The 14684-nt window shown below is 59.3% G+C and carries 11 protein-coding genes; all 11 read right to left on the bottom strand.

The window, feature by feature from the left end; genetic code table 11:
• Position 1: 1 nt before the first annotated feature.
• The 11 genes from nifE to hypD all read right to left on the bottom strand — a co-directional run bounded on the left by nifE (position 2) and on the right by hypD (position 14684).
• Positions 2-1648, bottom strand: a complete 1647-nt coding sequence (nifE, locus tag XH93_RS08415) for a nitrogenase iron-molybdenum cofactor biosynthesis protein NifE (RefSeq protein WP_194473134.1) — start codon at positions 1646-1648, stop codon at positions 2-4.
• 95 nt (positions 1649-1743) lie between these two features.
• Positions 1744-3300 (bottom strand): nitrogenase molybdenum-iron protein subunit beta, encoded by a 1557-nt coding sequence (nifK, locus tag XH93_RS08410; RefSeq protein WP_194473133.1) that lies wholly within the window; start codon positions 3298-3300, stop codon positions 1744-1746.
• Positions 3301-3388: 88 nt separating this feature from the next.
• Complete coding sequence (nifD, locus tag XH93_RS08405; RefSeq protein WP_139481299.1) at positions 3389-4891, bottom strand: nitrogenase molybdenum-iron protein alpha chain; 1503 nt, start codon at positions 4889-4891, stop codon at positions 3389-3391.
• Between the two features lie 471 nt (positions 4892-5362).
• Positions 5363-6610: a cysteine desulfurase gene (locus XH93_RS08400; RefSeq protein WP_194473132.1), complete on the bottom strand. Its 1248-nt coding sequence runs from the start codon at positions 6608-6610 to the stop codon at positions 5363-5365.
• On the bottom strand, positions 6607-7929 hold the full coding sequence (gene sufD, locus XH93_RS08395) for a Fe-S cluster assembly protein SufD (protein WP_194473131.1): 1323 nt from the start codon (positions 7927-7929) through the stop codon (positions 6607-6609). The genes XH93_RS08400 and sufD overlap by 4 nt, the downstream gene beginning before the upstream one ends.
• Positions 7930-7948: 19 nt before the next feature.
• Positions 7949-8701: a Fe-S cluster assembly ATPase SufC gene (gene sufC, locus XH93_RS08390; protein ID WP_194475040.1), complete on the bottom strand. Its 753-nt coding sequence runs from the start codon at positions 8699-8701 to the stop codon at positions 7949-7951.
• A gap of 70 nt (positions 8702-8771) precedes the next feature.
• Positions 8772-10268, bottom strand: coding sequence for a Fe-S cluster assembly protein SufB (sufB, locus tag XH93_RS08385; protein WP_194473130.1), 1497 nt, complete (start codon positions 10266-10268; stop codon positions 8772-8774).
• A gap of 186 nt (positions 10269-10454) precedes the next feature.
• Positions 10455-10649, bottom strand: coding sequence for a 4Fe-4S binding protein (locus tag XH93_RS08380; protein ID WP_139481194.1), 195 nt, complete (start codon positions 10647-10649; stop codon positions 10455-10457).
• Between the two features lie 530 nt (positions 10650-11179).
• Complete coding sequence (ald, locus tag XH93_RS08375; protein WP_139481195.1) at positions 11180-12292, bottom strand: alanine dehydrogenase; 1113 nt, start codon at positions 12290-12292, stop codon at positions 11180-11182.
• Positions 12293-12498: 206 nt separating this feature from the next.
• A complete protein-coding gene (hypE, locus tag XH93_RS08370; RefSeq protein WP_194473129.1) occupies positions 12499-13545 on the bottom strand; it encodes a hydrogenase expression/formation protein HypE in 1047 nt (348 codons plus the stop codon).
• Positions 13542-14684, bottom strand: coding sequence for a hydrogenase formation protein HypD (hypD, locus tag XH93_RS08365; RefSeq protein ID WP_194473128.1), 1143 nt, complete (start codon positions 14682-14684; stop codon positions 13542-13544). Before hypD ends, hypE begins: the two co-directional genes overlap by 4 nt.

The raw sequence follows: 14684 nt of genomic DNA, 5'->3' as shown, positions 1-14684 counted from the left end.
CCTATTCGGCGGCCTGCAGCCCCGCGGGCGGCGAGGACGCCAGCACGTCCTCGATGCGCCGCTTGCAGCAGCCGCCGACGGCGTTGGTGTGGTCTCTGACTGCCTCGACGCTCCTCAGGCCATGCGCGTGGATCGCATCTTCGATCGTGCCGAGATCGACTGTGTTGCAGAAGCAGATCTTCCTCGCGCGCCGCGCCGCTTCGGCGAGCGCCGGATCGCGCGCGATCGCGGCCACCGGCGATTGCATCTGCATCATCGCCTTGGCCAGTGCCTCCCATGGCGCCGGTCGACGTAGCTGCTCCCACATCGGGTTGGAGAGCGACTTATCGATCTCGTCCACCAGCTTGACCATTCCGACATAGCCCATATAGGCGTGGCAACGCTCCTGGTTGACATCGAGCCAGGGCATCGCGGCCTTCAGTGCAACGAACTGCGATTTGCCGCCCGAAAGCATGATGTCCGCTTTGGCGTCCTTCAACATCCTGTACATTTCGCGCGGCGTCATATCCTCGATCATGTGGGCATCTTGCCCCATGAGCAGCTTGATGCGTTCCTTGTCCTGCCTTGTCGACTTCTTCACACTGGTTCCGACCATTTCGAGGCCGGCTTCCTGTAGTGCCGCAACCACCGACCATGACTTGACGCCGCCGGTAATCAACAACGCCTTCTTGCCTTTTAATCGTGGCTTGTACGGCTCGATCGCAGCCCACGCTCTCGCCTCCTCGCGTGCGATCACCGCTTCGGTGCGCTCGAGCAGCTCTTGCGGCGCGCCACGTTCAACCAATAAGCGGGCAATCTGGCGCAGCGAATCGCTCGAATCCTGAATACCGTAGAACGACCCTTCGAAGAACGGGATCCCGTAGCGTTCCTCCATCTTGCGTGCGACGTTGACCATGGCCTTCGAGCACACCAGCATCGCCGCCCGTGCGCGATGGGATGAAGCGACCTCGCGATATTTGGCATCGCCCGAGATGCAAGACAGAATCCGGATGCCAAGCTCTTCGAACAACGGCTTTACCTGCCAGAGCTCTCCCGAGAGATTAAATTCTCCTATCAGGTTGACGTCGTACGGTGTGGCGTAGTCCGGCTCCTGTGTTCCGATTACATAGTCGAGCAAGGCCTCGCCGGCGAGCTTGTTACCGAGGTTCTTGGAACCAACGAACCCCGGGGAATTGATCGGAATTACCGGCTTGCCGAACCTTTGAGACGCCGCCTTGCAGACCGCGTTGATATCGTCGCCGATCATGGCCGGGATGCAGGTCTGATAGACGAAGATTGCGGGCGGATCGTGCTTGTCGATGATCTCCTTGATCGCTTTGCAGAGCCGCTTCTCACCCCCAAATACGATATCTGTTTCGCTCATGTCCGTTGTGAATGCGGTACGCCACAGACTAGAGCCGGAGGACGCCGCGCCGCGATTGTCCCAAGAATTGCCTTCGCATGCGATCGGACCATGCACGAGGTGAGCGACGTCGGTAAAGGGCTGCAGCGCAATCTTGGCACCGTCGAAGGCACACCCGCCCGCAGCGCTGCCCGGCTGCAGTTGCTTGGTGCAACCCTTCTTGCGCTCAGCCTCCGACTTACTGCCATTCTTAGCGCAGCCCGGCTCGCTGAAGATATCCTTGACCGTGGCCGCTAGCGAACTCATAAGCTTTTTCCTCTCAGCGAAAGCAACTCTCTGCCGACCATCTTGCGCGTGCCATCGGCGAGTGTTCCGGCGATGGGCACGCGCACTCTCCGCCATCAACGAATGATGTCGAAGCTATAGTCAGTTTTGCCGAGAACATTTGTCTTCTTGTCGATTTCATCGAAGATCTTGTCGAGGATCTTCACCAGCACATTCAGGCCGCCCTGATAGCCCCACACAGGGGAGCGGTGATGGTGATGCCGATCAAAAATTGGAAACCCGATCCGGATCAGTGGCGTTCCAGTGTCCCGTTCCAGGTACTTGCCGTGGGTATTGCCGATCAGAAAATCAACAGGCTCCGTGAACAAGAGCGAGCGCATGTGCCAGAGGTCGCGCCCCGGATAGACTTGGCAGGCCTGACCAAATGGCGAGCTTGCAAACAGCGCTTGCATTTTTTCCTGCCACGCCTTGTTGCCATTGGTGGACAGAACATGGGTCGGTTCGGCGCCGAGTTCGAGCAGAAAGGCAGCCAACCCATAGCAGAGATCCGGGTCGCCATAGATCGCGAACTTTTTGCCATGGATATGCGCGCTGGAATCCGCGATGGCATCAACCAAGCGGCCGCGCTCTCGCGCGAGCTCCTCCGGAATCTCCTTGCCGCTGATGCGTGATAACGCCACGAGAACCTCATCCGTTGCGGATACACCCACCGGGTAATTGAAAGACACGACGTCCTGGCCATGCTCGGACACGAACGGCAGCGTTTTTTCCGTACACCATTGCTGCATGGAGATTGTCGCCTTGGCATGAATCGCGTTAGCCGCGTCTTCCAGCGTGGTGCCGCCGTCATACATCCGGAACTCGCCATCGGTCGGGGTATCGAAGACTTCAGAGTTATCGGCGAGAATCGTGTGTTTGATGCCCATCAATGCCAAGATTCGCTTGATCTCGCGAAGGTTTCCAACGGTATTGCCATCAAAACCGCCGATGATGTTGATTGCCTCATTTGGCTTGCGCTCCAGCTTCGGCGCCGTTCCAGCCTTGCCGTCCCAAAAATGCTCGAGAATGCCCTTGAGTGCATTGTCGTAGCCCGTGACGTGGCTGCCGACGAACGCTGGTGTGTGCGCGAACGGCACATCGAACTCTGGCGGAACTGAGCCTTTTTCCTTTGACGTCTTGATGAAGGCGTTGAGGTCATCACCGATCACCTCAGCCATGCAGGTCGTCGAGACCGCAATCATCTTGGGTTTGTACATGTTGTAGCTGTTGGCGAGGCCGTCGATCATATTGTTCAGCCCTCCGAATACAGCGGCGTCTTCCGTCATCGACGAAGATACGCAGGAGCTCGGCTCCTTGAAGTGCCGCGACAGATGGCTGCGGTAATAGGCCACGCAGCCTTGCGAGCCATGTACGAAGGGCAGCGTGCCCTCAAAACCGACTGAGACGAATACCGCGCCAAGCGGCTGGCAGGCCTTGGCCGGATTTACCGTAAGCGCCTCCCGCGCGAAATTCTTCTCGCGATATTCGGGCGTTTTTGTCCATTCCTTGATACGTTCGACCTCGGCAGGATCGCGGGGATTTTCGAACAACTTCTTGTCGGCCAGCATTTGTTGGTATTCTGGACCGCGGAACAGTTCGAGATGATCGAGCACATGTTCTGCACTCTGCGCCATTGTTAAGATCCTTCACTATCGAAATTGATGTCGCCCAGCTCTCGGCAGAGAGCGGGATCGGTTGCTCTATTTTGGGACCAAGTGCTTGTTATTCTGCAGCCAGGAGCTTGGCTTTTGAGGCTTCCTTCCAAGGTGCCTTCATCTTCTTCCAGATCGGCGAGTTGACAGCCATGTCCATGTCGCGAGCAAAGATCGCAAAGCCGTCATAGCCGTGATATGGGCCAGAATAGTCCCAGGAATGCATCTGCCGGAACGGCACACCCATCTTTTGGAAAACGTATTTCTCCTTGATGCCCGAGCCGACCAGATCAGGCTGGAGCTTTTCGACGAAGCGCTCGAACTCATAGCCGTTGACGTCGTCGTAGATGAGGGTGCTGTCCTTTACGTAATGCTGGGCGGTGCGCTGATAGTCGTCGTTATGGCCGAACTCGTATCCGGTCCCCACGACTTCCATCCCGAGGTCCTCGTAGGCGCCAATCACATGACGCGGACGAAGCCCGCCGACGTACAGCATCACCGTCTTGCCTTGCAGACGCGGGCGATATTTTGCGATCACGGCGTTCACCAGCGGCTGGTACTTTTCGATCACCCGCTCGGCGCCCTCCTTGATCTTGTCGTCGAAATAGCCCGCAATCTTGCGCAGCGATTCTGCGATCTTTGAAGGTCCGAAGAAGTTATACTCGCACCACGGGATACCGAACTTCTCCTCCATATGACGCGAGATGTAGTTCATCGAACGGTAGCAATGCAGGATGTTGAGCTTGGCCTTCGGCGTTGCTTCGAGCTCGGCGAGTGAACCGTCGCCGGACCACTGCGCAATCACCCGCAGGCCCATTTCTTCCAGCAGAATTCGCGATGACCAGGCATCGCCGCCGATATTGTAGTCTCCAATGATCGCAACATCGTAAGGCGTCGGTTCGAACTTTGGTTTGCCGTCGGGGTCGAGCTTGTCGAAAATCCAATCGCGCACCGCGTCGTTGGCAATGTGGTGGCCAAGCGACTGCGACACGCCGCGAAAGCCCTCGCAGCGGACCGGCACGATGGTCTTGCCGCCATATTCCTTGGATTTCGACCTTGACACGGCCTCGATGTCGTCCCCGATCAATCCGATCGGGCATTCCGATTGGATGGTGATGCCGTGGTTGAGCGGGAACAGCTCCTGGATTTCGTCAAGGACTTTGACCAGCTTCTTGTCGCCACCGAATACGATGTCCTTCTCCTGGAAATCGGAGGTGAATTGCAGGGTCACAAAACTATCGACGCCCGTTGTGCCAACGTAATAGTTACGACGCGAGCCCCACGAATACTGGCCGCAGCCAACCGGGCCGTGGCTGATGTGGACCATGTCCTTGATCGGCCCCCAGACCACCCCCTTGGATCCTGCATAGGCGCAGCCTCTGATTGTCATCACACCAGGTATGGATTTGATGTTGGATTTGACTCCGCAATCGGACTTCCCGGCCTGGTGAACGTTGAGATGCTTGGCACGCCGCTTCGCGGTCTTCTCTGGATAGACCTTCAGCACCTCGTCGATCAGCTGTTTGTTACGAGCCCTGATTTCTGCAATGCTCTGGGTCGTGGCGAGACTCATGCTGATGTCCTTCAAGGGTTAGCGGTTGGAAGAGCTTCTTGCTGACCAAGACTTTTGCAACGAGCATGCCAGTCCATCAGGAGCGCAAAAACCAGAACAAATAAACATAGTTAGCGCGGCTCGCCCGATGAGGCTGGTTGTTGTTGCGAACGCGACATCGCGCCTTGCACGGAGACTTCTTCGTTGACCCTGTTCGAAATGGAACAAGTGCCGGCCGCGAAATTGCGCCGCGCAATTCTCGAAGGCGCGAAGTTGCAGCCGATTGCAGTGTCTTGCGATCGCGCTCGCCGGGACGGCCGCTGACATGGACAAGCGGTTGGCTGGCGGCTCCGGCTTGCCGATACCATCTATGTTGCCGGGACGACAGATGCTTACCTTCAGCGAAGAGGGTGATGGTCTTGTGCGTGACGTCATCGCCCGCCGAGGTCGATGCAGGCTGCCTAGCCACTTAGACGTGGCACACTCGCCGGCTCACGAGAACAGCTGCCGCGCCTTGGTAAGCGCATCGACGAGCGTATCAATCTCTTCATATGTGTTGTAAAGGCCGAAGGACGCACGGCAGGTCGCCAGAACACCGAACCGCTTGAGCAGTGGCATCGCGCAATGGGCCCCGGCCCGCACCGCCACACCTGCGCGGTCGATGACGGTGGCAATATCATGCGCATGCGCACCCTTCATATCAAAGGAAATGATCGGCCCCTTCTCGGCTGGTGTCCCGATCAAGCGCACGGATTTGATGTCCGCCAGCCGCTGCTGAGCGTAAGCAAGCAGTGCGCTCTCGTGCACGCGGATCTGCTTCTTACCTATTGAATTGATGTAGTCCACAGCCGCCCCCAGACCGACCGCCTCAACGATCGGAGGCGTGCCCGCCTCGAAGCGGTGCGGCGGATCACCATAGATGACGCCGGTACATGAGACCTCACGGATCATCTCGCCCCCGCCATTGAAGGGTGGCATGGACGTCAGATGCTCGGATTTGCCGTAAAGCACGCCGATGCCAGTCGGACCATAGAGTTTATGGCCCGTCATCACATAGAAATCGCAACCGATGTCGCAGACGTCGGCGTTCAGATGGACGCATCCTTGCGAACCATCGATCAGCACCGGGATACCACGAGCGTGCGCGATCCTCACCACTTCCTTTACCGGCAAGATGGTCCCGAGAGCATTCGACATTTGTGTGACCGCAACAATCTTGGTGCGCCGGGTCAGGAGCTGCTCAAAGGCATCCAGCAGGAAGTTGCCGTCATCATCCACTGGAGCCCATTTGATCACCGCACCGTGGCGCTCTCTGAGAAAATGCCACGGCACGATGTTGGAATGATGTTCCATCGTCGAGAGAACGATCTCATCCCCCGGTGTGACGCGTTCCCGGCCGAAGGTCTGGGCCACCAGATTGATTGCCTCGGTGGCGCTGCGGGTGAAGATGATCTCTTCGTTTAGATGGGCGTTCACAAATCGCGCCAGCTTGGCACGCGCGCCTTCATACGCCTCGGTCGCAGCGTTAGCGAGGTAGTGCAAACCGCGATGCACGTTGGCATATTCGCTCGAGTAGACGTGCATCATGCGGTCAAGTACCGCCTTCGGCTTCTGAGCCGAGGCGGCATTGTCGAGATAGACCAGCGGCCTGCCATAGACCGTCATGCTCAGCGCAGGAAAGTCCGCACGCAGACGGTTAACCTCGTACCTGCCATTGCTGATCGCGGGATGCACGCTCATCTGCGCGCCTGCATCCAGTGTTCAGTTTGCGCGGTCACAAGATCGCGCAGATTCTCCGGGGCGATTTCCTCGATCGCCTCGCCCAGGAATGCTCCAATCAGCAATGCCTGCGCGTCCTTCTCGGACAGACCACGAGCACGCAGATAAAATACGAGAGAACCGTCCAGCGCTCCTGATGTCGATCCGTGGCCGCAAGTCACGTCGTCGGCCAAGATTTCGAGTTCTGGCTTATTGTCGGCCCGCGCTTCGTCGGACAGAAGCAGCGCTCGCGTCGTCAACGTGGCGTCTGTCTTCTGCGCGCCAGGACGAACGACAATCTGGCCTTGGAACACCGAACGGCCGCATTCGTCGACGACGGCACGGAACTTCTCCCGACTGGTGCAATGTGGCACGGCGTGATCGACTACCATTGTCGTGTCGACATGCTGCTTGTGCCTGATGAGATTGACCCCGTTCGCCGAGAGCTTGGATCCCTCGCCACCCAGCGTGACGAATCCCTGGTAGCGACTGACGGAACCGCTACAGGTCATGCTGAAGAGATCGAGCTTCGCCCTGGCGCCGACCGCGATGATGCTCGATGAGATATTCACCGCGTCAGCAGCGTCGGCCGCCAGTCGGATATACGAAAGGCACGCCTCGTCGCCGACCAGGGCAATTGTCGCATCGTTGGTCTGATAGCCGCTCGCGCCTTCAGCCGAGACGAAACTCTCCACTACGGCCGCTTGCGCGCCTTGACCGAGCTGCAGATAGGAGCGCGTAAAGTTGGACACCAATGATCCGGTCGCGACGTGAACGATCTGAATCAACCGCTTCACCGCTTCGCCCTCAGCTATCGTAATCACCAAGCCATCGGTCGCCATTGCCGCATTGAGCGTGATCACCGCATCAGTTGTGGTCGCCAGCACGAGGCCAGCCATCGCGCCGTCGGTCGTATCTTCCAGGACCTCTCGGAGCGACCGCACATCGACCCCGTCTTCCAAACTGTCCACATCGGAAAGCTCCGGGGCGAATATGCCATCCACCAAGACGAGTTTGACCACCCGATCGGTACCTGCTTGCTTAACCGACGCCGCTGCGCGCACCAGCGCGGCCGCATCGGGTCGAGGAGCGAGTGGCAGGACCGCGCCAATCAGGGTGCGCAGATCGGTATATTTCCAAGCCTGGATGCGCCGATGCGGGAGGCCGGCGCGCTCGTAGGCCTCGAACGCCCTCGCACGGATATGAGCGACGAGCCTGGAGCCAGGCAACCGTCCATGCGCCGCGGCGAAGACATTGTCCGTTGCGCGCCCGGCGGCGGCTTTGGTCACAACCTGCTTCATCGGGAAATCCCTTGCGCGGTCACGCCGCGTCTTCGAATTGGGCATAGCCACAAGCCTCAAGCTCCAGCGCGAGTTCTTTTCCGCCGCTCTTTCTTACCTGCCCTTTCGACATCACGTGGACAACGTCCGGCACGATGTAGTCGAGAAGCCGCCGATAGTGGGTAATTACAATCATCGCGCGTTCCGGCGAACGCAGAGCGTTGATGCCACCCGCGACAATCCGCAGCGCGTCGATATCGAGACCAGAATCTATCTCATCCAGGATGCACAGGCTCGGCTCGAGCAGCGCCATCTGCAAAATCTCGTTGCGCTTCTTCTCGCCGCCGGAAAATCCGACATTGAGGCCGCGCTTGAGCATGCCTTGCGGTATGTTGAGCGACTTCGCAACCTCGCGAACTCGTTTTATAAAATCGGGAGTGGAGAATTCCTTTTGTGCTCGCGCCTTGCGCTGGGCGTTCAACGCCGCGCGCAGGAAGTTCATGGTGGTCACCCCGGAAATTTCCACCGGATATTGGAATGCAAGAAATACGCCATTGGCGGCGCGTTCGTTTGTTTCCATCGCGAGCAGGTCTTCACCCTTGAATAGGATTTGGCCAGCGCTCACTTGATAGCCGGGCTTGCCGGAGACAACGTGACTGAGTGTGGACTTTCCGGAGCCGTTCGGCCCCATGATTGCATGCACCTCACCCGCATTGACCGTAAGATCGAGGCCGCGAAGAATTTCGCAGTCCTCGATACCAACATGCAAATCTCGGACTTCGAGTAGCGCCATTTTAACCCGCCCCTGAAATGCGTCATCCAGAACGCAAGCCGCAATCGCGAGGGCTCGCGGAAACATTTAGTTATCCGACGGATCCATCGAGCGAGATCGAGATCAACTTCTGCGCCTCCACCGCAAATTCCATCGGCAACTTTTGCAGCACGTCTTTCGAGAAACCGTTGACCACGAGGCCGACGGCTTCCTCCTGGCTGAGCCCGCGCTGGACGCAGTAGAACAGCACGTCCTCGGAGATCTTTGACGTCGTCGCCTCATGCTCGAACGTCGCCGAGGAATTCTTAACCTCGACATAGGGCACGGTGTGCGCGCCGCATTTGTCGCCGATCAGAAGCGAATCGCAGGCGGTGTAGTTGCGCGCGCCGGTTGCTTTGCGATGGGCGCTGACCAAGCCGCGATAGGTGTTCTGCGACTTGCCGGCCGCGATGCCCTTGGAGATGATGCGGCTCGACGTGTTCTTGCCGAGATGGATCATCTTGGTGCCGCTGTCGACCTGCTGGAAACCGTTCGAGATCGCGATCGAATAGAATTCCCCACTGGAATTATCGCCGCGCAGGATGCAGCTCGGATACTTCCAGGTGATCGCGGAGCCGGTCTCGACCTGGGTCCACGAGATCTTGGAATTCTTGCCGCGGCAGTCGCCACGCTTGGTGACGAAATTGTAGATGCCGCCCTTACCCTCGGAATTGCCGGGGTACCAGTTCTGCACCGTCGAATATTTGATCTCGGCGTCGTCGAGCGCGACCAGCTCGACCACGGCGGCATGCAGCTGATTCTCATCGCGCTGCGGCGCGGTGCAGCCTTCGAGATAGGAGACGTAGGAGGCCTTGTCGGCGATGATCAGCGTGCGCTCGAATTGGCCGGTGTTGCGCTCGTTGATGCGGAAATAGGTCGACAGCTCCATCGGGCAGCGCACGCCCGGCGGCACGTAGACGAACGAGCCGTCGGAGAACACCGCCGAGTTCAGCGTCGCGAAATAGTTGTCCGAGGTCGGCACCACGCTGCCGAGATACTTCTGCACCAGCTCGGGATGCTCGCGGATCGCCTCCGAGATCGGCATGAAGATCACGCCGGCCTTCTTCAGCTCCGCCTTGAAGGTGGTGGCGACCGAAACCGAATCGAACACCGCGTCGACCGCGATCTTGCGGCTCGGCGTCTGTTCGCCGCCCGGAGCCGGCTCGACGCCCTCGAGGATCGCAACCTCGCGCAGGGGAATGCCGAGCTTCTCGTAGGTCTTGAGAATCTCCGGATCGATCTCGTCGATCGAGGTCAGCGCCTTCTTCGGCTTCGGCGCCGCGTAGTAATAGATGTCCTGGTAGTCGATCTTCGGATAGTTGACGCGCGCCCAGGTCGGCTCGGTCATGGTCAGCCAGCGGCGGAACGCCTCCAGACGCCATTCCAGCATCCAGGCCGGCTCATCCTTCTTGGCGGAGATAAAGCGGACGGTGTCTTCCGACAACCCCTTGGGGGCCTTCTCGGACTCGATCTCCGTCTCAAACCCATATCGATACTGGTCGACGTCGATGCGCCGGACGCGCTCGACCGTCTCTTGTACAGCTACCATTGTCTACTCCGCTCGCTCACGGAAAACTCCAGCCGACGATGATTGCCCCGCGCGCCCCTCCAAGCTGATCGCGCAAGTCCTGGCCAACGCGGGATCAACGGGTGAGAGAACCAGGCCCCCGACCCAGACAGCCGTCGCTAGAGTCGTCATCCTGCTTTGTGCCGCAGTCCCCCTCATCGGCCCCCCTTATGCCGGCACGCAGGTGTCGGGCACTGGGCAAACGACAGCGCATTGCGGCGCCTCAAAATGACCCTCACATTGAGTGCACTGGGCCGGATTGATCACATATATATCGTTCTTCAGGCTGATCGCCGCGTTGGGACATTCGAACTCACACGCGCCACAGACGGTGCACTGGGACGCGATTATCTTGTAGGCCATTACTGCGATTCCATAAGCAAAGTGCGGACCGCTTCTTGCCTTCAAGTCTTATGCCAAAGAGCCTGGGCTTGATCTGTCTCGGCTATTTTCCAAAGGCATGTCGCCGCCTCAATGGTTGTCGCAAATGCTACAATCGGCCTCACGGCAGCTTGATCTCGACACTGTAGTTAGAGCGCAGGGTCGATCCGCCAGCCCAGTTCGCATTTCCCAGCACAGCCAGAAAACGTCGTGCCCGATTGCGCAGATAACGGTCGCTTCGATGATCGTGGTCCCTCTGGGCAAGCTGCGGCAGGCAATGTTCAATCCCTGCGGATGACCGGCAAACCTGCTTTCCCTGTAGAGGACGGAGGTAGTTGGCTCGCAGCACGGGGACGACCGAAAGCCAAGCGCGATCGTCTGGTGATCCCTCGGCTTCGTTCCGCGCTCAAAGAAATGCCAGCGGTACTGAGCAGGTCGAAAGAGCCGAAAAAAAAGCCACCCCGAAGGGTGGCCCAAGTCAGGGAGGAAACGCCCGTGTGGGCCTCTGGGAATCAGGCCGCAGCCTGTTCGATCGGAGAGAAGGGGAGCCCGAGGCTCTCGGCAACCGCCTTGTAAGTCAGCCGACCCCGATGGACATTGAGGCCCGCGCGCAGGTGCGGACTCTCGAGCACGGCGGAAAAGCCCTTGTTGGCCAGGGCCAAACCAAACGGCAGCGTGGCGTTGTTCAGTGCCTGGCTCGAGGTTAGCGGCACCGCGCCGGGCATATTGGCCACGCAATAATGAATGATGCCATCCACTTCGTAAGTTGGATCAGCGTGAGTGGTTGGGTGCGACGTCTCAAAGCAGCCGCCCTGATCGATAGCGACATCCACGATGACCGCCCTCTTACGCATTGAGCTCAGCATGCTCCGGCGGACCAGCTTCGGCGCGCTCGCTCCTGGAACGAGCACCGCACCAATCACCACATCGGCCGCAAATACCTCCTCCTCCACGGATTCGATGGTAGAGAATCTGGTACGAACCCGCCCTTCGAATAGCTCGTCCAGCTCGCGGAGCCGGGGTATCGAGCGGTCGATGATGGTGACCTCCGCGCCCAAACCGACCGCCATGCGTGCGGCGTGCGTGCCGACGACGCCGCCTCCGATCACAACGATCCGAGCCGGCTGAACACCGGGCACTCCACCGATCAACAGCCCTCGTCCGCCTGCACTCCGCTTCAGCGCACTACCCGCAGCTTCGATCGCAAGCCTACCTGCGACCTCGCTCATCGGCGCCAGGAGTGGAAGACCACCATGGGCATCAGTTACGGTCTCATAAGCGATCGCGGTGCACCCAGATTTCAGGAGCCCCTTGGCCTGCTCCGGGTCCGGCGCCAGATGCAGGTAAGTGAACAGGATCTGGCTCTCCCGCAGCTGGCTCCATTCGGACGGCTGAGGCTCCTTAACCTTTACGATCATCTCGCTCGATGCAAATATCTCCCCTGCGGAATCCAGAATCGTTGCGCCGGCGGCGCGATAATCGTCATCGGTTGCACCAATGCCGGCGCCGGCATTGGTCTCGATCATCACGCGGTGGCCCGCTGCCACGTATTCGCGGACGGCTCCAGGGGTAAGGCCCACGCGATATTCGTGCGCCTTGATTTCCTTGGGGACTCCGACCTTCATTTGAAAACTCCCTGCCTAGAGGGGCTTTTTAATCGCAAGAGCGCAGCGATATTGCGATGCAGGCGGCTAAATGGCGTAGGAATTCAGCGATCTTTGATCGGCGACGCAGGATTTCAAACAAACAGATGCGAAGCGGATTGAGACGACCATGCTCGCTGAGCTTGACCATCGTTCCCTCATGCTCCCCACAAACGGGTGTGGCGTGTTCAGCAGATCCGAGGCAATTGTTCGCCTGACAACCAATCGACAATACGTCCGCCGCCGAAACTGGTGGCCAATTGCACAAATTTGTGATCGTCAGCTACGGCCTCGCCAATATCGGCTGCATCGCACCCGAGCGGATGCGCCTTCATGGCTGCAAGCACGGCATCAGCCACATCAGGCGCGACGATCGCAACGAGCTTACCCTCATTAGCGACATGGATCGGATCAAGCCCAAGGAGTTCGCAGGTGGCCGCAACCGCAGGCTTTACCGGAATGGCCGCTTCCTGCAGACGGAACCCGAGGCCAGACTGATGCGCAATCTCGTTGAGGGTGGCGGCAAGACCGCCGCGCGTGGGGTCACGCATCACCCGGATGCCGCGCCCGCCAGCCGCCATCATGACGGCCACGAGGTCATGCAGCGATGCCGAATCCGAGACGATCTCAACTTGAAGAGCGGCGTGCTGGCGCGTTGACATGATCGCCACCCCATGATCGCCAAGGCTGCCCGACACCAGCACACGGTCCCCGATCCTTGCTTTGTCGGCGGACAGATCGAGCCCATCGGCCAGAACCCCGATCCCGGTCGTAGAGATGAACAACCCATCCGCCTTGCCGCGCTCGACGACCTTGGTATCCCCAGTGATGATGTAAACGCCGGCACCGCGCGCCGCCACGCCCATCGACTGCGCAATCGTCGTTAGATCCGAAAACCGGAACCCCTCCTCGATGATGAAGCTAGCCGACAGATAGAGCGGACGCGCGCCGGCCATCACGACATCATTGATCGTGCCGTGCACAGCCAATGACCCGATATTGCCGCCGGGAAAGAACAGCGGCGAGACCACATAGCCGTCGGTCGTCATCACCATCCTGCCTGCCGCAACCTCAAAAGCCGACTGATCATTGCAGCGGGCGAGCCATTCATTACCGAAGGCTTGGTGAAAAAGGCCGGAGATCAGTTGTGCCATGGCGCGCCCCCCGGATCCGTGGGAAAGATCAACGCGTCCGTTCTCGGCGTCGAGCTTGCCATGATAATCCTTACCGCTCATGACAACCGCCTCACCTGATCATCGCGAACTCGGCCGTAGGTCCAATACGCGGCACAAGCGCCTTCCGAGGAAACCATGCAGGACCCGATGGGTGTTTCCGGCGTGCAGACGGTTCCAAACAGCTTGCAGTCAACCGGCCGCTTGGCGCCGCGCAGGATCGCGCAGCACTCGCATGCCGGATTGTCGGCGACACGCAGCTCGTGCATCGCAAAGCGCGCCTCGGCATCAAATCCCGCGTAGGCCCGCTTCAGCTTCAGTCCGCTGTTGGGGACGAGACCAAGCCCCCGCCATTCGAACTGCTCACGCAGTTCGAATACCTGCGAGACCTCGTCCTTGGCGCGTCGATTGCCTTGGCGCGTCACCGCTCGGCTGTATTGGTTCTCCACCTCGTAGCGGCCTTCATTCACCTGCCGCACCAGCATCAGGATCGCCTGCATCACGTCGAGCGGTTCAAATCCCGCGATGACGATCGGCTTGCCGAATTGTTCCACCAGGGGCTCGTAAGGCTGCGTACCGATGATCGTACTGACATGTGCAGGACCGACGAAGCCATCGATTGCGACCCCACCGATGTTGCGCATCTTCGGGTTCTCGAGAATGCTATGCATCGCAGAGGGCGTAAGCACGTGGTTGCAGAACACGCTGAGGCCCCTCAGCCGCTTCTTTTCGGCAATCCGGACCATCACCGCCGTCGGGGGCGTCGTGGTCTCAAATCCGATGGCAAAGAAGACCACCTCCCGGCTTGGCACCTGTTCGGCGAGCCGGATAGCGTCGAGTGTCGAATAGACCATCCGAATGTCTGCGCCGAGCGCTTTGGCGCGCATCAGGGACTGTCCCTGCGACCCGGGCGCGCGCATCAGGTCGCCATACACGCACAGAGTGACCTCCGGCCGCTCGACGAGCCGGATCGCCATGTCAATCCGGCTGGCGGGCAGAACGCAGACGGGACAGCCGGGCCCGTGGATCATGCGAACGTTCGCGGGCAGCAAATCCTCGAGGCCGTAGCGGGAGATCGCATGAGTGTGTCCGCCGCAGAACTCCATGAACCGGTAAGCCCGTCGCGGACCGGCTTCGGCGCCAATCGCCCGCGCGAGCCCCAGCGCGATGGTCTTGTCACGAAATTCATCGGCATATTTCAT

Source organism: Bradyrhizobium sp. CCBAU 51753 (assembly GCF_015291565.1).
Taxonomy (GTDB): domain Bacteria; phylum Pseudomonadota; class Alphaproteobacteria; order Rhizobiales; family Xanthobacteraceae; genus Bradyrhizobium; species Bradyrhizobium ivorense.
Note: the sequence above shows the minus strand (reverse complement) of the source record. Positions and strands in the feature narration are given on the sequence as shown.